A 17,371-nucleotide genomic window follows, 5' to 3' on the forward strand; every position below is an offset into this window, starting at 1 on the left:
ATCCACCTGCGTGGCTACGCGCAGAAGAACCCGAAGCAGGAGTACAAGCGCGAGTCGTTCACGCTGTTCCAGGAACTGCTCGATTCGATCCGCCGCGACTCGATCCGCGTGCTCTCGCACGTTCAGGTTCGCCGCGAAGATCCGGCCGAGGAAGAGGCGCGCATGCGTCGCGAAGCCGAGGCGCTGGCCGAGCGCATGCAGTTCCAGCATGCCGAGGCGCCGGGCATCGAGGCCGAGGAGACGCCGGAAGTCGCTTCCGTCGATGACGACGTGGCCGTGGCCCAGGCGCCGGTGCGCACCGAGGCGAAGATCGGCCGCAACGAACCCTGCCCCTGCGGTTCGGGCAAGAAGTACAAGCATTGCCACGGTCAGGTGCAGTAAAACCGCTGCTCCGATGACCCACGCTACCCACGCCGCGACCGGCTCAGCCGCTCGCGGCGTTTTTACGCCGTAGTCGCTACGGCATTTCATCACTGCCACGAAGGAGCGCATCCATGGCTGTCGGTCTTGGTCCTCTGCCTACCCTGCATCCGGTTCCCGGTTTCGAACTCGGCATCGCCTCTGCCGGCATCAAGCGCCCCGGGCGCAAGGACGTGGTGCTGATGCGCTGCGCCGAAGGTTCCACCGTCGCCGGGGTGTTCACCCTCAACGCCTTCTGCGCCGCGCCGGTGATCCTGTCGAAGAAGCGCGTGCTCGGCGGCGCGGTGCGCTACCTGCTGACCAACACCGGCAACGCCAACGCCGGGACCGGCGAGCCCGGCCTGCACGCCGCGACCCGTACCTGCGCCGAGCTGGCCCGGCTGGCGGGCGTGGAGGAGGGCAGTGTGCTGCCGTTCTCCACCGGGGTGATCGGCGAGCCGCTGCCGGTGGAGAAGATCGAGGCTGCGCTGCCGGCGGCCCTGGCCGACCTCAAGGCCGACAACTGGGGCGCCGCTGCCAGCGGCATCATGACCACCGACACCCTGCCCAAGGGCGCCAGCCGGCAGTTCGTGCACGACGGTGTCACGGTCACGGTCACCGGCATCAGCAAGGGCGCCGGCATGATCAAGCCGAACATGGCGACCATGCTCGGTTACATCGCCACCGACGCCAAGGTCGCCCAAGGCGTGCTGCAGGACCTGCTGCGCGATGCGGCGAACAAATCGTTCAACCGCATCACCATCGACGGCGACACCTCGACCAACGACTGCTGCATGCTGATCGCCACCGGCCAGGCCGCGCTCGACGAGATCGTCCAGCCCAGCGGCGCGCTGTTCGCCGCGCTCAAGCAGGCGGTGCTGGACGTCGCCATGGAGCTGGCCCAGGCCATCGTGCGCGACGGCGAAGGGGCGACCAAGTTCGTCACCGTACAGGTCAACGGCGGTGCCACCCAGCAGGAATGCCTGGATGTCGGTTACGCCGTCGCCCACTCGCCACTGATCAAGACCGCGCTGTTCGCCTCCGACCCGAACTGGGGCCGCATCCTCGCCGCCGTCGGCCGCGCGGGCGTGGCGCAGCTGGACGTCAGCAAGATTGACGTCTTCCTCGGCGACGTGTGCATCGCCAGCAAGGGCTGCCGCTCGCCGAGCTACACCGAGGAGCAGGGCTCGGCGGTGATGGCCGAGGCGGAAATCGGCATCCGCATCGAACTGGGCCGCGGCAACTGCAGCGAAACGATCTGGACCACCGACCTCTCCCACGAGTACGTGAAGATCAACGCCGAATACCGCACCTGATCCGCGTCGGGCTCCGTGCGCCGGCTGGCGCGCGGGGCCGCCCCGGCGGCATTCCCGCCGCTCATCCGCCCATGCCGAATGGGAATTTGCCTGTTCCTTCCGCGCCTCTTATGGTCCCTTCACACAAGACGCAAACCAAGGAAGCCCGCATGTCCCTTACGCTGGTGATCGGCAACAAGAACTACTCGTCCTGGTCGCTGCGCGCGGCCCTCGCCCTGGAACTGGCCGGCGCGCCCTACGAGGAACTGCGCATCGCGCTGTACCAGGCCGACAGCCGCACGTTGCTGCGCGCGCAGTCGCCGACCGGCAAGGTGCCGGTGCTGCAGACCGAACTCGGCCCGGTGTGGGATTCGCTGGCCATCGCCGAGTACCTCGCCGAGCGTTTCCCCGGCGCCGGCCTGTGGCCGCGCGACGAATACGCCCGCGCGCTGGCGCGCTCGATCTGCGCCGAGATGCACAGCGGCTTCGCTGGCCTGCGCAGCCACCTGTCGATGGACCTCAAGCGCGATCAGGCGCTGCCGGTCATACCCGATCCGGCCGTGGCCGACATCGAGCGCGTCTGCGCGATCTGGAACGATTGCCGGGCGCGCTTCGGCGCCGGTGGCGAATTCCTCTTCGGCCAGCCGGGCATCGCCGACGCGTTCTACGCACCGATCGCCGCGCGCTTGCGCAGCTATCGGGTCGCGCTGCCGCGCGTGGCGGCGGACTACGTCGAAACCATCTACCGTTGGCCGGCCTTCCAGCGCTGGTATCGCGCGGCCCTCGAAGAAACGGAGAACATTGCATGAAACGCATCCATGTCGCGGCGGCGGTGATCCGCGCCGCGGACGGCCGGGTCCTGATCGCCCGGCGTCCGGACGACAAGCATCAGGGCGGACTCTGGGAGTTTCCCGGCGGCAAGGTCGAGGACGGCGAAGCGGTCGAGGCGGCGCTGGCGCGCGAGTTGGCCGAGGAGCTGGGCATCGCGGTGACGCAGGCGCGCCCGCTGATCCAGGTGCGCCACGATTACCCGGACAAGCAGGTGCTGCTGGATGTGTGGGAGGTGAGCGCCTTCACCGGCGAGGCGCATGGCGCCGAGGGCCAGCCGCTGGCCTGGGTCGCGCCACGGCACCTGGCGGACTACGACTTTCCCGCGGCCAACGCGCCCATCGTGGCGGCGGCCAGGCTGCCGGATCGCTACCTGATCACGCCCGATGAGTTGGAGCCGCAGGACCTGCTCGCCGGCGTGCGCCAGGCCATTGCCGAGGGTATCCGGCTGATCCAGCTGCGGGCTCCGGGGATGTTCGATGCGCAGTACCGCGACCTCGCCGTGGACATCCAGGGCGTCTGCGCCGGCAAGGCGCAGCTGATGCTCAAGGGGCCGCTGGAGTGGCTGGGAGATTTCCCGGCGGCCGGCTGGCACCTGACCGCGAAACAGCTGCGCGACTACGCGGCGCGGGGCCGCCCGTTCCCCGCCGAGCGCTGGCTGGCGGCGTCCTGTCACGATGCCGAGGAGCTGGCCCTGGCCAGCGCGATGGGCGTGGACTTCGTCACCCTGTCGCCGCTGCAGGCCACGCGCACCCATCCCGAGGCACAGCCGCTGGGCTGGGACGCGGCGAGCGAGCTGCTGCGCGGTTTCGACAAGCCGGCGTTCCTGCTCGGCGGCGTCGGCCCGGACGACCTGCCGCGCGCCTGGCAGATCGGCGCCCAGGGCATCGCCGGGATTCGCGCGTTGTGGAAGGGGGCGTTGGACTGACCGCAAGCGCCCGGGCCGGCGAGTTGGCCCGGGCGCTCGCCTCAGTGCTGGATGAAACGCTCCAGGCGCTGACGCAGCTGCTGGTTCTCGCGCTTTAGCTGGTCGACCTCGTCGAGCAGTCGCAGGGCCAGGGCGATACCCGGCCAGTCCAGTTCGAAATCCTGTTTCAGGCGCAGCGCGCGCTTGGCCATCAGCAGCGCATCGAGGTCGAACGACCAGCGTTCGACGGTCGGCTCGCTGGGCTCGAGAATCCCCAGTTCGACGATCTCGATCAGCACCTCGCGCGACAGGTTCGCGCTGCGGCAGAATTCCTCGACCCCGAAGGTCACGATCAGCGTGGTCATTGCTCTTTACTCCATTGCGCTCGGGGATCGAAGGCCGCCTGCTCGGCGAGCGCCTGCCATAGACCGCGCGTCGATTCGCTGGTTTTGCCCGGCATCACCACCTTCAGCAGGGCGAACAGGTCGCCGCGGCCCTGCTTGCCGGGCAGGCCTTTGCCTTTCACCCGCAGGCGCTGGCCGGTCTGGCTGTCCGGCGGGATGCTCAGGTTGATGCGTCCATCCAGTGTCGGTACCGCGATCTTCGCGCCCAGCGCCGCTTCCCAGGGCGCCAGCGGCACGGTGATGATCAGGTTGTGCGCCTCCACGTCGAACAGCGGATGCGGCACCAGCCGCAGCGTCAGGTAGAGGTCGCCGGCTGGCGCCTCGCCCACGCCCGGCGCGCCCTGGCCCTTGAGGCGGATGCGCTCGCCGTCGAGCACGCCGGCGGGAATCTTCACGTTGAGCGTGCGCGTGAGGTCGTCGCGGCGGCCCTGGGCGTCGAACGCCGGGACCTTGAAGCTGATCTGCTTGGATTCCTCGGCGAGGGTTTCCTCGAGGAACACCGGCAGCTCCAGCTCGACGTCCTGGCCACGCCGGCCGCCCCGCGCCCGCCCGGAGGCGCTGCCGAAGATCGACTCGAAGAACTCGGAGAAGTCGCCGTCGTAGCGCTGGTGCGGTTCATGCTGCCCGGCGCTGGAGGACTGCCAGCCCGGCGGCGGCTCGAACTGGCTGCGGTTGCCGTAGCGACGCAGTTCGTCGTACTCGGCGCGCTTCTCCGGATTCTTCAGCACCTCATAGGCTTCGACGACGTCCTTGAACCGGTTCTCGGCGTCGGGATCGTCGCTGACGTCCGGATGGTACTTGCGCGCAAGCTTGCGGTAGGCGGTCTTGATCGCCTTCTCATCGGCCTCCGGCGCTACGCCGAGGGCCTGGTAATAGTCCTTGAACTCCATGCAACGTCACCGTTCGGTTATGCGTTCATAGCCAGTCTGGGCCTGACCGACGTCACACGGATGACGCCGGTCATGCCCACGGGTGTTACTGGGGCAGCCCGAAGGCGGGCGAGTTCCTCGACGTGCCTCATGGACGCATCAGCGCGGCAGGTCGGAAGGCGCGGGCGGGCCGACGAAACGGCTCCAGCGACGGTCGAGCACCTGCTGCTTGAGCACTTCGATGAGGTCCACCAGCAGCTCTTCCAGGGCCAGGTCGGTGCTTTCGTCCTCGTAGAGCCAGGCCTCGAAGAACTGATCGGAGAGGTTCGCCGCCAGCGCCTTGAACTGCTCGCGCTGCAGCCCCTCCACCGCGCCGGCGAGCAGGCGGCGGACGATATCGCCGAGGGCGGCATCGAGGCTGTCGGCGAACTGCGAGCCCAGTGGCAGGCGGCGCAGCCTGCGCAGCTCCTCGTTGTTCATCAGCGCCTGGTGCACCAGAGCGCTGACGTAGCCGTCGATGGCGCCGCGGTTGCTGCGGTAGCCGTTTTCCAGCATGCCCTGCAGGCGCCGCGACAGGTCGTCCAGCAGCCGCTGCTTGCGCGGACGGATCACGCCGTTGATCAGCCGCCGCGAAAGGTCGTCGCTGGCGCCGATCTCCTGCTGCAGGCGCGAGAACAGCTTGACCATCACCCGGTCCGAGAGCTCTTCGAGCAGCAGTTGCCAGTAGCGGTTGAAGAAGCCGTAGAGCGCCCAGCGGCGCATGTCGATCAGCCCGAGGCGTTGCAGGCGGATCAGCAGCACGCCGATGCGCAGCACGCGCAACCAGCGCAGGCCGGCCAGCGGGATGCAGCCGAGCACGTCGTACCAGTGGGCGAAGGGGTAGTAGTACCAGCGCGCGTAACGGCGTTCGGCGATCGCCACCGCCCAGCCGAGCAGCACGTCGAACAGGAAGATCGCCACGAAGCACAGGTCGATGAAGGCGAAGTGGGCGTGGATGCGGCTGTCGTAGAAGGCGTGGAAGCCCGGCAGCACGCTTTGCAGCGCCTGGTTCAGCGGCGCCAGGGCGAACAGGCCGTCGAACAGGATCAGCGCCAGGTTGGCACCCACCAGCAGCACCACCAGCGCTTCCCAGGCAGCGTGCAGGCCATCGAGGTTGCGGTTGGAGGCGGCTGCCGGCGCGCTCATCGGATCGGCGCCTTCACTCGGCGGCCTTCTTCGCGGCCTGCCAGAGAATTTCCGCGCGGCCCTGGCGGCGCGCGATCATCCGGGCGGCGACGAACAGCAGGTCGGACAGGCGATTGACGTAGGCCAGGCCGACCGGGCGCAGCGGCTCTTCGGCGTTCAGCGCCTGGCAGCGGCGTTCGGCGGCGCGCGCCTGGCTGCGGCAGACGTGAGCCTGGGCGATCAGGCGCGAGCCACCGGGCAGGATGAAGTTCTGCAACGGGCCGAGTTCCTCGTTCCAGCGGTCGATGGCCTGTTCCAGGCGGGTGACCTCGGCCTCGTCGAGCGCCTGGTAGACCGGCATCGCCAGCTCGCCGCCGAGGTCGAAGAGGCGGTGCTGGCAGGGTTCCAGCACTTCGATCAGCTCGCTGAGCCCGGGGCAGTCCGGCCGCGCCTGCGCGAGTTCGGCGAGGAGCAGGCCGAGGGCGCTGTTGAGGCTGTCCAGCTCGCCCATCGCCTCCACCCGCGGATGATCCTTGGCCACCCGGCGGCCATCTGCCAGCCCGGTTTCGCCGGCGTCGCCGGTGCGCGTGTAGATCCTGGTCAGGCGATTTCCCATCAGTTGTCCTGTTCGCTGGTGGCGGGCAGCGGCAGGCGCAGGGTGAAGAGGGTGCCCTGACCCGGCTTCGACTGCACGTCCATCTGGCCCTTGTGGTTGTTAGTGATGATGAAATAAGAGACCGACAGGCCCAGCCCGGTTCCTTGGCCGACCTCCTTGGTGGTGAAGAACGGCTCGAAAATCCGTTTGCGCACCGCTTCGGGAATCCCCACGCCGTTGTCCTGCACCTGGATTTCCGCCCACGGCGGATTGCGCCGGGTGCGCACGACGATGCGTCCGGGCTCGTCGTCCTCGCGCTGGTGGATGGCCTGGGCGGCATTCTTCAGCAGGTTGAGCAGCACCTGTTCCAGTTCGTTGGCGATGCACGGCACCTTGCCCAGCTCGTCGTCGAACTCGCGGTGGATGTCCAGCGCCTTGAAGTCGAAGCCGTCGGCCAGGTCGAAATCGTTGCCGGCGATCTCCAGCGCCTGGTCGATCACCGTCGGCAGCAGGCAGGGCATCAGCTCGCGGTTGCTCAGGCGGCTGAACGACAGCATGTGGCTGACGATCTTCGCCGCACGGCTGCCGGCGGACTGGATGCCGTCGAGCAGTTGCGGTACCTCGCGGGCCTGCAGGTAGGCGTTGATCTGTTCCAGGCCGATGCCGGCGAGTTGCGCCTGTTCGAGGTTCTTCGCCAGCTCCGGCGACAGCCGCCGGCGGATGTTCTGCACGTTGTGCAGCACGGCGCCCAGCGGGTTGTTGATCTCGTGCGCCATGCCGGCGGCCAGCCCGCCGACCGAGAGCATCTTCTCCGACTGCACCATCACTTCCTCCAGCGACAGGCGCTGGGTGATATCGTCGATGCGGATCACCACGCCGCCCTTGCCGCTGCCGCCCATCAGCGGGAAGAAGGTCAGTGCGTAGTGGCGGGGCTCGCCGTCCTTGGGCCAGGTGACACGCTCGACTTCCTCGACCCGGCAATGCTCGGCACTGCGCCGCAGCGCCTCCAGGTAGGGCTTGAGCGGCGGGAAGGCGAGGAAGATCGGCTTGTTCATCGCTTCGTCCAGGCCGGTGCCGGAAAGCAGGCTGGCCTCCTTGTTCCACTGGGTCACGTACATCTGCTCGTCCAGCGCGATCAGCGCCGAGGGCATCGAGTCGATGATGCTGTTGAGGTAGCTCTGGAAGCCGGTGAGCTTCTTCTCGATCTTGCTGCGCACCTGCACTTCGAGCTCCAGCTGCAGGTTCGTGTGGCGGGTTTCCTCGGCCAGGTTGCGCGCCTGGGAGAAGGCCGCCTGGGCATCGTCGCGGGCACGCTCGAGCTGCTGCTCGCGTGCCTGGATGCGCGCCAGCATGGTGTTGAAGGCCTCGGCCAGGCTGCCGATCTCGTCGTGGTTGCCGCGGCGCGCGCGCAGCGAGTAGTTCTCCTCGCGGGTGACCTGGCGCGACAGCTCTTCCAGGCGGCGGATCGGCTTGGTCACCAGGCGGCGAATCTGCCGCGCCACCAGCAGCCAGAACAGCAGGCTGAAGGCGAGAATCACCAGGCTGGCCGTGAGGGTTCCGGTGTAGAAGGCGCCGGGCAGTTCGCTGGACGCCACCAGCAGCAGGTGGCCGGGCGGCCCGTCGGCCTGCGGCAGCGGGATCAACTGGTTGGTGCGGAATTCGCCGGTACGCCAGCGCTCCAGTCGGTCCAGGCGCCGCGGCAGGTCGAGCTTCTCGCCACGGGCGAGTTGCGCCACGAGCCGGCCGTCGCCGCCGTAGATCGCCGCGGCGCGCAGGGGAGGGTAGTCGCGCAGGTTCTCGAGCAGCGCCCGCGCGGTTTCCGGCGAGGCCAGCGCCGGGGCGCTCAGCGCCGGGTTGGCGATCAGCCGACCGAGGGTCTGCAGCGCCTGCGGCGCCATGCTTTCCTGGGAAATCCAGTACGCGGCGCTGATGAAGGCGAGGTTGGCCACCAGCAGCACGGTGGCGAGCAATACCAGCAGGGCGGCGAGCAGCTTGCGGCCGACCGGGAGATTTTCGAGACGCTGACGCAGGATCATGGCGGGTCGGAGCGTGCGGAATGAACCGGCAGGGTAGCCCGCGCCTCAGTGCACCGGCAATCCGCGCGCGGCGAGGTGCGCGAGCAGCCGCTGGTGCAGGGCGCGCAGGTGCGGCAGATCCAGCGCGTGGCGTTCGGCCACCGCGCAGGCGCGTCCGAGCAGGTAGGCGACCTCGGTGCGGCGGCCGGCGGCGACGTCCTGATGCATGGAGGAATGGTTCGCCGCGGTGGCCTGGATCACCCGCTGCACGTCGTCGTGCAGGTGCTCGGCGGCCGCCGGCTGACCGCAGCCTTCGAGCAGTTCGCCGAGCTCGGCGCAGAGGATCGCGACCTCCGCCGGGTGCTCGGCCAGCCCGCCGTTGCGGCAGTCGTGCAGCACCGTCAACGGGTTTATCGCGCAGTTCAACGCCAGCTTGCGCCACAGCCGGGTGAGGATGTCCGGCGTCCACTGCCGGGGTATTCCGGCCTGCTCCAGCTGCGCGAGCCAGCCTGGCGGGGTGGGGTCGAGCGGGTCGCCGAGCCAGTTGAAGCCGTGCCCGGCGAAGACCACCTCGAAGTCGGCCCGGCGGAACGCGCCCTCGGTACTGGAGATCAGGATGCAGCGCGCGTGCGGCACCTGCGCAGCGACTTCCTCCTGGCTGCCGATGCCGTTCTGCAGCAACAGCAGCTCGGCCTTCGGGGCCAGGCGCGGGACCAGCGCGGCAACCGCGGAGGCGGCGTCATAGGCCTTGCAGGCGAGCAGCAGGCGATGGATCGGCGCCGTATCGGCGAGGGTTTCGGCGGGGAGCGGATGAAGGGTGCGCTGGCCATTTTCCACAAGGCTCAGGCCACCGGCGCGGCGGTAGTCGGCCAGGCGCTTCTCATCGCGCAGGATCAGCGTGACCGGCAGCCCCGCCCGGGCCAGGCGCGCCGCCCACAGGGTGCCGAGGCTGCCCGCGCCGAGCACATGCCAGCTCACGCGCGCGTCGGCATCAGCGGCTGCCCAGGCGCAGGGCGGCGATGCGACCGCTGGCGTAGGCCTCCGGCAGCAGGTTCTGGCCATACTCGATCAGTGTCTGCGCATCCAGCGGCAGCGCCTTGGCATCCGCGCCGACCAGGCCGATCCCGGCCTTCAAGGTGATGAACCCTTCGCTGGTCTTGAAGGCCTTGAGGTTGAGGCCTTCGTGCAGGCGCCGGAAGCTGGTCGGCGAGCATTCGTGAAGGTCGTCGATGAGGGTGATCAGGCCGAAATGGGTGTCGTCCAGGCGCGCCAGCACGTCCAGCGGGCGCACCAGCTGTTGCAGACGACGGGCGATGCCGTGGAGCAGTTCGGCGTAGAAATCCTCGCCGTACTTCTGCCGCAGCTCCCCGGTTTCCGGCAGCCCGATCAGCAGGTAGCAGAGCGCGCCGCCGCGCGATTCCACCTGGCGTAGGCTGTCGCCGAGCTTGAGCCTCAGGTAGCGCGGATTGCCCAGGCCGGTGACCGAGTCGACCAGGTTGCGCTGTTCGAGGCTGGCGATGTTCTGCGTCAGCAGGCGGTTTTCCTGGAGCAGCCGCTGCAGGGTGTTGCACAGGCGGTCGGCGGCGAACACGCGTGGCAGCAACTGTTCGCTCATTTCCGACTTGCTGATGAAATCGTCGACGCCGCGGTCGAAGGCTTCGTGCAGCACGTTTTCGCCTTCCTTGCCGGTGAGCAGCACGATGTAGGTGTAGTGATCGGCCATCTCGTCCAGCTGGCGCACCCGCGCGGTCAGCTCGAGGCCGTCGATCTCCGGCATCAGCCAGTCGGCGAGCAGCACGCTGGCCGGGCGCGTTTCGAGTTGCCGCAGCGCTTCCGTCGCGCTGCTGGCGAAGCGCACATCCTGATAACCGGCCTGGCTAAGTGCCCGGCCGATCATGGCGCTGGAGAATTTGGCGTCATCCACGACCAGGATGCTGAGGTAAGCGTTGGGCATTTAGCGAACTCGCAATAGGGGCCGACTTCCTGCCAGCCGGGGGGCGCCGCATAGTTGTGCGGTTATAATGACCGGGCATTTTCAACCGTCAAGCCAGGCGCGAACCGCTCGAGAGTCCGAACGCGCCATCAATCTGGAGCAAGCCACATGCCCTCTTTCGACGTGGTGTCGGAGCTGGACAAGCACGAAGTCACCAATGCCGTGGACAATGCCATGAAGGAACTCGAACGCCGCTACGACCTGCGTGGCAAGGGCAGCTTCGAGTTCAAGGAAAAGGTCGTCACCCTGACCGCCGAGGCGGATTTCCAGCTCGAGCAGATGATCGAGATCCTCAAGCTGTCGCTGGTCAAGCGCAAGATCGACGTGCAGTGCCTGGAGCTCAAGGACGCCTACGCCTCCGGCAAGGTGGTGAAGCAGGAAGCCACGCTGCGCGAAGGCATCGACAAGGAGCTGGCGAAGAAGATCGTCGCGCTGGTCAAGGATGCGAAGCTCAAGGTGCAGGCCGCCATCCAGGGCGAGCAGGTACGCATCACCGGCAAGAAGCGCGATGACCTGCAGGAAGCCATCGCCCTGCTGCGCACCCAGGACCTGGGCATGCCGCTGCAGTACAACAACTTCCGCGACTGACCATCCGTCGCCCGGGCCGGGGAACCTCGGCCCTCTGCCAGGCGTCGCATTCTCTGTGTTTTCATGGCCATCCGGTGGCCTCAGAGAGGGAATGCAATGGATGTGAACAACGAAATCGATCGACTGGTGACGGCCTCCGAGGCCTGGCTGCCGCTGCTGATGGAGTACGGCGGGCGCCTGGTGCTGGCGCTGGTGACGCTGGCCATCGGCTGGTGGCTGATCAACCGGTTGACCAGCAAGATCGGCCTGCTGCTCGGCATGCGTCACATCGACCTGGCGCTAAAGGGCTTCATCGTCAACCTGGCCAACATCATCATGAAGGTCCTGCTGGTGATCAGCGTGGCCTCGATGATCGGCATCGAAACCACCTCCTTCATCGCCGCCATCGGCGCGGCCGGCCTGGCCATCGGCCTAGCGCTGCAGGGCAGCCTGGCGAACTTCGCCGGCGGCGTACTGATCCTGCTGTTCCGGCCGTTCCGCATCGGCGACTGGATCGAGGCGCAGGGCACCAGCGGCACCGTCGACAGCATCCAGATCTTCCACACGGTGCTGCGTACCGGCGACAACCGCACGGTGATCATCCCCAATGGCAATCTGTCCAACGGCATCATCACCAACAGCTCGCGGCAGGCCACCCGGCAGCTGATCTTCGACATCAAGGTCGACTACGACGCCGATTTGCAGAAGGCCCAGCAGGTGCTGCGCGAGATGGCCGACGACCCGCGCGTGATCAAGGAGCCGCCGCCTGCGGTGGTGGTCGCGGGCCTGGGCGACACCTTCATCACGCTGTCGCTGCGGGTGTGGACGGCGAATGCCGACTTCGGCGCAGTCACCTTCAAGTTCAACGAGGAAGTGCGCGACCGTCTGCGCGCCATCGGCGTGGACATCGCCCTGCCGGGCAAGGTGGCGCGCATGCTGACTACCCAGACCGCGTCGCGCTGAGGCGTGCTAGCGGCTGCCGCCCTTGGCGTCGGCCGCCGTTTCGCCGGGCTCGTCCAGCGGTTGCGGTTCGCGGCGCAGGCGGCGCCACTGCATCAGGATGAGGATCAGTGTCGGCACGCCGAGGAGCGTGGTGATGAGGAAGAAATCGCTGTAGCCGACCTTCTCCACCATCACCCCCGAATAGCCCCCGAGTAGGCGCGGCAGCAGCATCATCAGCGAGCTGAGCATGGCGTACTGGGTGGCCGAGAATTTCAGGTTGGTCAGGCTCGACAGGTAGGCGACGAACGCGGTGGAGGCCAGCCCGGCGCTGAAGTTGTCGCAGGAGATGGTCAGCACCAGCATCTGCAGGTCCGCCCCCATTCCCGCCAGCACGACGAACAGCAGGTTGGTGCCCGCCGAGGCGGCGCCGCCGATGAAGAGGATCGGCAGGATGCCGAAACGCACGATCAGCAGGCCGCCGAATACCCCGCCGAGCAGCGTCATGATCAGCCCGAAGATCTTGCTGACACCGGCGATCTGGTCCTTGCTGAAGCCCTGGTCGATGTAGAAGACGTTGGCCATCACGCCCATCACCGTGTCCGACATCCGATAGGTGGCGATCAGCCCCAGCAGCATCAGCGCCTGCCAGCGGTAGCGCAGGATGAAGTCGCTGATCGGCGTCAGCACCGGCGCCATCAGCAGCCGGCCGGGGGCGGACAGGCAGCCCAGGCAGATCAGCAGGTACATGGTTCCGCGCGGCCAGTAACCGCCGTAGTACGACTGCAGGCCGCCGGTGAAGGCGACCATCAGGATGATCAGCACGATCACCGACACACCCTGGTTGACGAAATCCAGGTGCCGCGTGCGTTTGCGCTGGTAGGCCTGGCGCAGCGTGCTGCCAACCGGCAGCAGCAGCGCGCGGCCCCAGGGCGACAGGCAGCCGAGGATGAACAGCCCGTACAGCGCGGCCCGCGGCCAGGCGGTGGCGATCAGCGCGTTGATCAGCGCCGGCACCGAGATCAGCATCACCAGCAGCAGGCCGATCGAGGCGAGCTGGTGGTTGAAGCCGAACAGCGAGGTGCGGTTCGGCAGCGGCGTGGTGGCCTCGGGTTCGCGGATCGCCAGGCTGGTCATCAGGCCGGGCAGGATCAGCAGGGCGAAGGCGATGTAGGTGCTGGCCCAGGCGCTCTGGTCATAGTGCTGGCTGCTCGAACCCAGCCAGTCGGCGAGGAACAGCGCGCCGGCAGTGGCCAGCAGCATCGCCACCCGGTAGCCGGTCATGTACGAGGCGGCGAGGGCGGCCTGGTAGCTGTCCTCGGCGATTTCCAGGCGGTAGGCATCGATGGCGATGTCCTGGGTCGCCGAGGCGAACGCCACGGCCACGGCGAAGGCGATCAGCAGCGCCAGGTGGTCGCGCGGATCGCACAGCGCCATGCCGACCAGGCCGATGGCGATCAGCGACTGCGAGAGGATCAGCCAGGAGCGGCGTTTGCCCAGGGCACCGAGCAGCGGCAGGCGCCATTGGTCGAGCATCGGCGACCAGACCCACTTGAAGGCGTAGGCGAGGCTGATCCAGCTGGCATAGCCGATGGTTTCGCGCGACACCCCGGCCTCGCGCAGCCACACCGACAGCGTCGAGAACACCAGCACCGCTGGCAGTCCCGCCGCGAACCCGAGCAGCAGAAGGGCGAGGGAAGCTGGGGTGGCGTAGGCGCGGAGTGCGTCGCGCCAGGTTTTACGGGACATGAGGGTACGCGGGTGGCTGGCAAAGGGCGCACTCTAACCGCGTTGCTCCGTCGGGCGCCAGCCGTGCCGACGCATGTCCACACGGTCATTGTGCACGCTCACGCCTTCGTCGCGCAGGCGCGCGCGCTGCTCGTCGCCGGAGGGGCTGCCGGCCTGCAGGCTCAGTCGTCCACCAGCGGCTATGACGCGGTGCCAGGGCAATGCCGAACCCTCCGGCAACTGCGCCAGGGTTCGCCCCACCCAGCGTGCCGCGCGGCCGAGGCCGGCCAGTTCGGCGAGCTGTCCGTAGCTGACCACGCAGCCCCTCGGCACCTGGCTGAGCACCAGATACAGCGCCTCGCGGCGGGCCTGCGGATCGTTCGCCGAGGCCGAGGCGTGTGCCTCGTCAGCGTCGGTCGAGTCGCTCATCGCGCGGCATCCGACGCGCCCGTCGCCGCCACGGACGGCGCCGAAGCGCCTGAAACGGGCCATGCAGCCTGCATTGAACTTGCCCTCCGCCTGTGTGTCTGGTTGCTCAGTTGCCGTGCGTCCGGATAATGCCCGGACTTACCCGAACCCTGGAAGCAGACCTACGCCTATGTTGTTGAGAAACCTGCTGTGCCTGACCCTGGGCTGTGCCACCACCTCGGTGTTCGCCGACACCGTATGGTTGAAGAACGGCGATCGCCTGACCGGCAAGGTCAAGGTGCTGGATGGCGGCAAGCTGATGCTGGACACGGACTACGGCGGCTCCATCCCGCTGGATTGGAAGAAGGTCGCCACGCTGGAGAGCGAGACCCCGATGCTGGTTCGCCAGGACGACTTCGAGGACCCGCAACTGGCCAACTCCCTGCACAAGGGCGACGACGGCAAGGTGGTGCTGGGGACCGCCGAGGCTCCGAAGACCATCGAGCTGGCGAGCATCCAGCAGATGATTCAGCCCAAGCCACTGATCCAGGACTTCACCTGGAGCGGCAACATCGACCTGGCACTGGACTACAAGCGCGCGGACACCGACACCGACGACTACAACGTGGCCTTCAAGACCAAGGCCAGGCACGGCCTGTGGCGGCATAACGGCGACGGCGAGTACAACCGCGAAAGCAGCGACGGCGTCACCACCACCAACAACTATCAGCTGGAGTACGCGCTCGACCGCTTCTTCACCGAACAGTGGTTCTGGCAGGGCCGTGTCGACTACAAGAACGACAAGATCGAGGACCTCGCGCGCCAGCGCACGCTGGGTACCGGTCCGGGTTACCAGTTCTGGGACAACGAACTGGGCGCCTTCTCGCTCACCTCGCTGGTCAACCGCACCGACTACGAATACAGCAACGGCAACAAGGACAACTTCTACTCGCTGGCGCTGAAGTGGGAATACAACCGCTACCTGATCGGCAAGACGGTGGAAATCTTCACCAACGGCGAGATCGGCAAACCCCTGTCCGGCGTCGCCGAGTACGCCCTGGATTCCGAAGCCGGGCTGCGCTACAAGGTCACCGACTGGGCCTCGCTCAACCTCAAGGCCGAGAAGGACATCGTCAGCGGCAACTCCGATGGCGAGCTGAACGAAACCCGCTACACCGTAGGTTTCGGCGTGGGTTGGTAAAAGCCCCGCTCGCAAGAAAAAAGCCCCGCATCGCGGGGCTTTTTCATTTCGGCGCTCTTAGCGATGTCTGGTCTCGATCTTGCGAGCTAAGGCCAGGCAAGGCGAATGCCGGCGAGAGAGCGGAATTTACGCCTGTAAATGAGCATCTTGAACCGGCATTCAACGCCGAGATCGAAACCCAACTAGAGGCGGAGGCCGCCGTCGAGTTCCAGCACTCTCCCCGTGTAGTAGTCGTTCTCGAAGATATAGGCCACCGAGTGGGCGATCTCAACCGGCTTGCCGAGGCGCTTGAGCGGGATGCCCGAGGTCATCTTCTCCAGCGCTTCGGGTTTCATGCTCGCCACCATGTCGGTCTCGATGAAGCCCGGCGCCACGCCCGCCACGCGGATGCCGTAGCGCGCCAGTTCCTTCGCCCAGACCACGGTGTCCGCCGCGACCCCGGCCTTGGCCGCCGAGTAGTTGGCCTGGCCCATGTTGCCGGCGCGGGAGATCGAGGAGATGTTGACGATCGCGCCTTCGTTCTTCAGCTCGATCATCTTCGCCGCGACCTCGCGGGTGCAAAGGAACACGCCGGTCAGGTTGACGTCGATCACCGACTGCCACTGCGCCAGGCTCAGCTTGGTCAGCTCGCCGTCCTTGACCTTGATGGTGAGCCCGTCGCGCAGGATTCCCGCGTTGTTCACCAGCCCGTTGATCGCGCCGAAGTCGTAGGCCACCTGGCTCACCAGATGAGTCACCTGCTCTTCGTTGGCAACGTTGCACAGGTAGGCTTTCGCCTCGCCCCCGGCGGCCTTGCAGGCGGCGACGGCCTCGTCGAGTTTCTCCTGGTTGAGATCGACCAGCGCCAGGCGTGCGCCCTTCGCCGCCAGGTATTCGCCCATGGCGCGGCCGAGACCCTGGCCGCCCCCGGTGATGATGATGACCTTGTCCTTGAGTTGCATCGTGTATCCCCTGCTGATTGTTGTTGTCGTCGCCGCCAAGGCGAACCCGTTATGCTGAGCCTGTCCATTCTCAACGGAATCGTCCAAGGAGTCATGGGGTGAGCGTTCGATCGAGCCAGCATGCACGCCAGTTGTTGCTGCGGGAGTACCGCGGCGTGCTTTCCACCCAGTCCAAGGCCATGCCCGGCTTTCCGTTCGGCTCGGTGGCGCCGTTCTGTCTCGACGCCTCGGGCAGGCCGCTGATCCTCATCAGCCGTATCGCCCAGCATACCCACAACCTCAAGGCCGACGGGAAGTGCTCGCTGCTGGTGGGCGAGCGTGGCGCGCAGGACGTGCAGGCGGCGGGGCGCCTGACCCTGCTCGCCGAGGCCAGCCCGTTGCACGGCGCCGGGGAGATCGAAGCGGCGGCCCGGCGGTTCTATCGCTACTTTCCCGCCTCGCAGGACTATCACCTGGCCCACGACTTCGACTTCTGGGTGCTGCAGCCTGTGCGCTGGCGCTACATCGGCGGTTTCGGCGCGATTCACTGGCTGGACCGGGTCGAACTCGCCAACCCCTTCGCCGGCAACAGCGAAACCTCGATGGTCGAACACATGAACGGCGATCACCCCGATGCCATCGCCCACTACGTCCGGCTGGCCGGCTTGCCAGACGGCGAACCGGCACAGATGGTCGGCATCGACAGCGAAGGCTTCCACCTGCGCATCGGTGCGGCGCTGCACTGGCTGCCGTTCGCCGAACCCTGCAGCAACCCCGGCGAGGTGCGCCAGGCGCTGGTCGCGCTGGCCCGTGCCGACGCCTGGCCGGTCCCGGAAGGTCCCGGCGACGAATAATCCGGTAACAGTCGCTATCCTGCCGGCCTTGAAATGCCGGCTGCCCACCGTCATCTCATACCCTCGGAAGCCGTTCTTCCGCCAAGGATTCCACGATGCGTGTTTTCTTCTTTCTGTTCCTGTTGTTCCCGGTCGTCGAGCTGGCGCTGCTGATCAAGGTCGGCGGCGCCATCGGCGTGCTGCCCACGCTGCTGTTGCTGGTGGGCAGCGCGCTGCTCGGCGGCCTGCTGCTGCGCGTCGCCGGCGTCGCCACGGCCTGGCGCGCGCGGGAGCGCCTGGCGCGCG

19 protein-coding genes are annotated in these 17,371 nt (G+C 67.3%); 9 read left to right on the plus strand and 10 right to left on the minus strand.

Going from position 1 to position 17,371, the window contains the following annotated elements:
* The 4 genes from B3E91_RS05990 to B3E91_RS06005 form a co-directional block, all read left to right on the plus strand.
* The coding region (locus B3E91_RS05990; protein WP_287028708.1) for an SEC-C metal-binding domain-containing protein at positions 1 to 381 on the plus strand (381 nt) is incomplete at its 5' end.
* Between the two features lie 113 nt (positions 382 to 494).
* Positions 495 to 1,715, plus strand: coding sequence for a bifunctional glutamate N-acetyltransferase/amino-acid acetyltransferase ArgJ (gene argJ / locus B3E91_RS05995; protein ID WP_090228877.1), 1,221 nt, complete (start codon positions 495 to 497; stop codon positions 1,713 to 1,715).
* Positions 1,716 to 1,864: 149 nt separating this feature from the next.
* Positions 1,865 to 2,503, plus strand: coding sequence for a glutathione S-transferase (locus B3E91_RS06000; RefSeq protein ID WP_287028709.1), 639 nt, complete (start codon positions 1,865 to 1,867; stop codon positions 2,501 to 2,503).
* Positions 2,500 to 3,450, plus strand: coding sequence for a Nudix family hydrolase (locus B3E91_RS06005; protein ID WP_287028710.1), 951 nt, complete (start codon positions 2,500 to 2,502; stop codon positions 3,448 to 3,450). Before B3E91_RS06000 ends, B3E91_RS06005 begins: the two co-directional genes overlap by 4 nt.
* A 41-nt stretch (positions 3,451 to 3,491) precedes the next feature.
* On the opposite strand, the gene B3E91_RS06010 is transcribed toward B3E91_RS06005, so the two are convergent.
* The 7 genes from B3E91_RS06010 to B3E91_RS06040 all read right to left on the minus strand — a co-directional run bounded on the left by B3E91_RS06010 (position 3,492) and on the right by B3E91_RS06040 (position 10,430).
* Complete coding sequence (locus B3E91_RS06010; protein ID WP_090228868.1) at positions 3,492 to 3,794, minus strand: chaperone modulator CbpM; 303 nt, start codon at positions 3,792 to 3,794, stop codon at positions 3,492 to 3,494.
* Positions 3,791 to 4,723: a curved DNA-binding protein gene (gene cbpA / locus B3E91_RS06015; RefSeq protein WP_287028711.1), complete on the minus strand. Its 933-nt coding sequence runs from the start codon at positions 4,721 to 4,723 to the stop codon at positions 3,791 to 3,793. The genes B3E91_RS06010 and cbpA overlap by 4 nt, the downstream gene beginning before the upstream one ends.
* Before the next feature lie 138 nt (positions 4,724 to 4,861).
* Positions 4,862 to 5,887 (minus strand): ion transporter, encoded by a 1,026-nt coding sequence (locus B3E91_RS06020; RefSeq protein ID WP_287028712.1) that lies wholly within the window; start codon positions 5,885 to 5,887, stop codon positions 4,862 to 4,864.
* A 13-nt stretch (positions 5,888 to 5,900) separates the two neighbouring features.
* Positions 5,901 to 6,482 carry a cob(I)yrinic acid a,c-diamide adenosyltransferase gene (locus B3E91_RS06025; protein WP_287028713.1) on the minus strand — a complete coding sequence of 194 codons (582 nt, stop codon included), beginning with the start codon at positions 6,480 to 6,482 and terminating at the stop codon, positions 5,901 to 5,903.
* Positions 6,482 to 8,497 carry an ATP-binding protein gene (locus B3E91_RS06030; RefSeq protein WP_090228857.1) on the minus strand — a complete coding sequence of 672 codons (2,016 nt, stop codon included), beginning with the start codon at positions 8,495 to 8,497 and terminating at the stop codon, positions 6,482 to 6,484. The genes B3E91_RS06025 and B3E91_RS06030 overlap by 1 nt, the downstream gene beginning before the upstream one ends.
* A 45-nt stretch (positions 8,498 to 8,542) precedes the next feature.
* Positions 8,543 to 9,454 (minus strand): putative 2-dehydropantoate 2-reductase, encoded by a 912-nt coding sequence (locus tag B3E91_RS06035; RefSeq protein WP_287028714.1) that lies wholly within the window; start codon positions 9,452 to 9,454, stop codon positions 8,543 to 8,545.
* Between the two features lie 13 nt (positions 9,455 to 9,467).
* The gene (locus B3E91_RS06040; protein ID WP_287028715.1) at positions 9,468 to 10,430 is read right to left on the minus strand and encodes a response regulator; all 963 of its coding nucleotides are present in this window, start codon (positions 10,428 to 10,430) and stop codon (positions 9,468 to 9,470) included.
* Between the two features lie 147 nt (positions 10,431 to 10,577).
* On the opposite strand from B3E91_RS06040, the gene B3E91_RS06045 reads away from it, so the two are divergent.
* Together B3E91_RS06045 and B3E91_RS06050 are read left to right on the plus strand one after the other, a co-directional pair.
* Positions 10,578 to 11,057: a YajQ family cyclic di-GMP-binding protein gene (locus B3E91_RS06045; RefSeq protein ID WP_090228849.1), complete on the plus strand. Its 480-nt coding sequence runs from the start codon at positions 10,578 to 10,580 to the stop codon at positions 11,055 to 11,057.
* Positions 11,058 to 11,153: 96 nt separating this feature from the next.
* Positions 11,154 to 11,999: a mechanosensitive ion channel family protein gene (locus B3E91_RS06050; protein ID WP_287028716.1), complete on the plus strand. Its 846-nt coding sequence runs from the start codon at positions 11,154 to 11,156 to the stop codon at positions 11,997 to 11,999.
* Between the two features lie 6 nt (positions 12,000 to 12,005).
* Here the strand turns inward: B3E91_RS06050 and B3E91_RS06055 are convergent, their stop codons facing one another.
* Both B3E91_RS06055 and B3E91_RS06060 read right to left on the minus strand, forming a co-directional pair.
* On the minus strand, positions 12,006 to 13,724 hold the full coding sequence (locus B3E91_RS06055) for an AmpG family muropeptide MFS transporter (protein ID WP_090228845.1): 1,719 nt from the start codon (positions 13,722 to 13,724) through the stop codon (positions 12,006 to 12,008).
* Between the two features lie 33 nt (positions 13,725 to 13,757).
* Positions 13,758 to 14,132: an MGMT family protein gene (locus B3E91_RS06060; RefSeq protein ID WP_287028717.1), complete on the minus strand. Its 375-nt coding sequence runs from the start codon at positions 14,130 to 14,132 to the stop codon at positions 13,758 to 13,760.
* Between the two features lie 169 nt (positions 14,133 to 14,301).
* On the opposite strand from B3E91_RS06060, the gene B3E91_RS06065 reads away from it, so the two are divergent.
* Entirely contained in the window at positions 14,302 to 15,312 is a 1,011-nt protein-coding gene (locus B3E91_RS06065) for a DUF481 domain-containing protein (protein WP_287028718.1), read from the plus strand.
* A gap of 182 nt (positions 15,313 to 15,494) precedes the next feature.
* Here the strand turns inward: B3E91_RS06065 and B3E91_RS06070 are convergent, their stop codons facing one another.
* On the minus strand, positions 15,495 to 16,253 hold the full coding sequence (locus tag B3E91_RS06070) for an SDR family oxidoreductase (protein ID WP_287028719.1): 759 nt from the start codon (positions 16,251 to 16,253) through the stop codon (positions 15,495 to 15,497).
* A gap of 98 nt (positions 16,254 to 16,351) precedes the next feature.
* Here B3E91_RS06070 and B3E91_RS06075 point away from each other — a divergent pair, with 98 nt between their 5' ends.
* Together B3E91_RS06075 and B3E91_RS06080 are read left to right on the plus strand one after the other, a co-directional pair.
* Entirely contained in the window at positions 16,352 to 17,086 is a 735-nt protein-coding gene (locus tag B3E91_RS06075; RefSeq protein ID WP_287028720.1) for a HugZ family protein, read from the plus strand.
* A 95-nt stretch (positions 17,087 to 17,181) separates the two neighbouring features.
* Positions 17,182 to 17,371, plus strand: a 190-nt coding sequence (locus B3E91_RS06080) for an FxsA family protein (protein ID WP_287028721.1), incomplete at its 3' end; no start/stop codon positions are given.

It is taken from the genome of Pseudomonas sp. UBA6310 (assembly GCF_002438225.1).
Classification (GTDB): domain Bacteria; phylum Pseudomonadota; class Gammaproteobacteria; order Pseudomonadales; family Pseudomonadaceae; genus Pseudomonas_O; species Pseudomonas_O kuykendallii.

Coding starts and splice junctions, on each gene's coding strand:
- argJ (WP_090228877.1), top strand. CDS start 495: ATGGCTGTCGGTCTTGGTCCTCTGCCTACCCTGCATCCGGTTCCCGGT.
- B3E91_RS06000 (WP_287028709.1), top strand. CDS start 1,865: ATGTCCCTTACGCTGGTGATCGGCAACAAGAACTACTCGTCCTGGTCG.
- B3E91_RS06005 (WP_287028710.1), top strand. CDS start 2,500: ATGAAACGCATCCATGTCGCGGCGGCGGTGATCCGCGCCGCGGACGGC.
- B3E91_RS06010 (WP_090228868.1), bottom strand. CDS start 3,794: ATGACCACGCTGATCGTGACCTTCGGGGTCGAGGAATTCTGCCGCAGC.
- cbpA (WP_287028711.1), bottom strand. CDS start 4,723: ATGGAGTTCAAGGACTATTACCAGGCCCTCGGCGTAGCGCCGGAGGCC.
- B3E91_RS06020 (WP_287028712.1), bottom strand. CDS start 5,887: ATGAGCGCGCCGGCAGCCGCCTCCAACCGCAACCTCGATGGCCTGCAC.
- B3E91_RS06025 (WP_287028713.1), bottom strand. CDS start 6,482: ATGGGAAATCGCCTGACCAGGATCTACACGCGCACCGGCGACGCCGGC.
- B3E91_RS06030 (WP_090228857.1), bottom strand. CDS start 8,497: ATGATCCTGCGTCAGCGTCTCGAAAATCTCCCGGTCGGCCGCAAGCTG.
- B3E91_RS06040 (WP_287028715.1), bottom strand. CDS start 10,430: ATGCCCAACGCTTACCTCAGCATCCTGGTCGTGGATGACGCCAAATTC.
- B3E91_RS06045 (WP_090228849.1), top strand. CDS start 10,578: ATGCCCTCTTTCGACGTGGTGTCGGAGCTGGACAAGCACGAAGTCACC.
- B3E91_RS06050 (WP_287028716.1), top strand. CDS start 11,154: ATGGATGTGAACAACGAAATCGATCGACTGGTGACGGCCTCCGAGGCC.
- B3E91_RS06055 (WP_090228845.1), bottom strand. CDS start 13,724: ATGTCCCGTAAAACCTGGCGCGACGCACTCCGCGCCTACGCCACCCCA.
- B3E91_RS06060 (WP_287028717.1), bottom strand. CDS start 14,132: ATGAGCGACTCGACCGACGCTGACGAGGCACACGCCTCGGCCTCGGCG.
- B3E91_RS06065 (WP_287028718.1), top strand. CDS start 14,302: ATGTTGTTGAGAAACCTGCTGTGCCTGACCCTGGGCTGTGCCACCACC.
- B3E91_RS06070 (WP_287028719.1), bottom strand. CDS start 16,253: ATGCAACTCAAGGACAAGGTCATCATCATCACCGGGGGCGGCCAGGGT.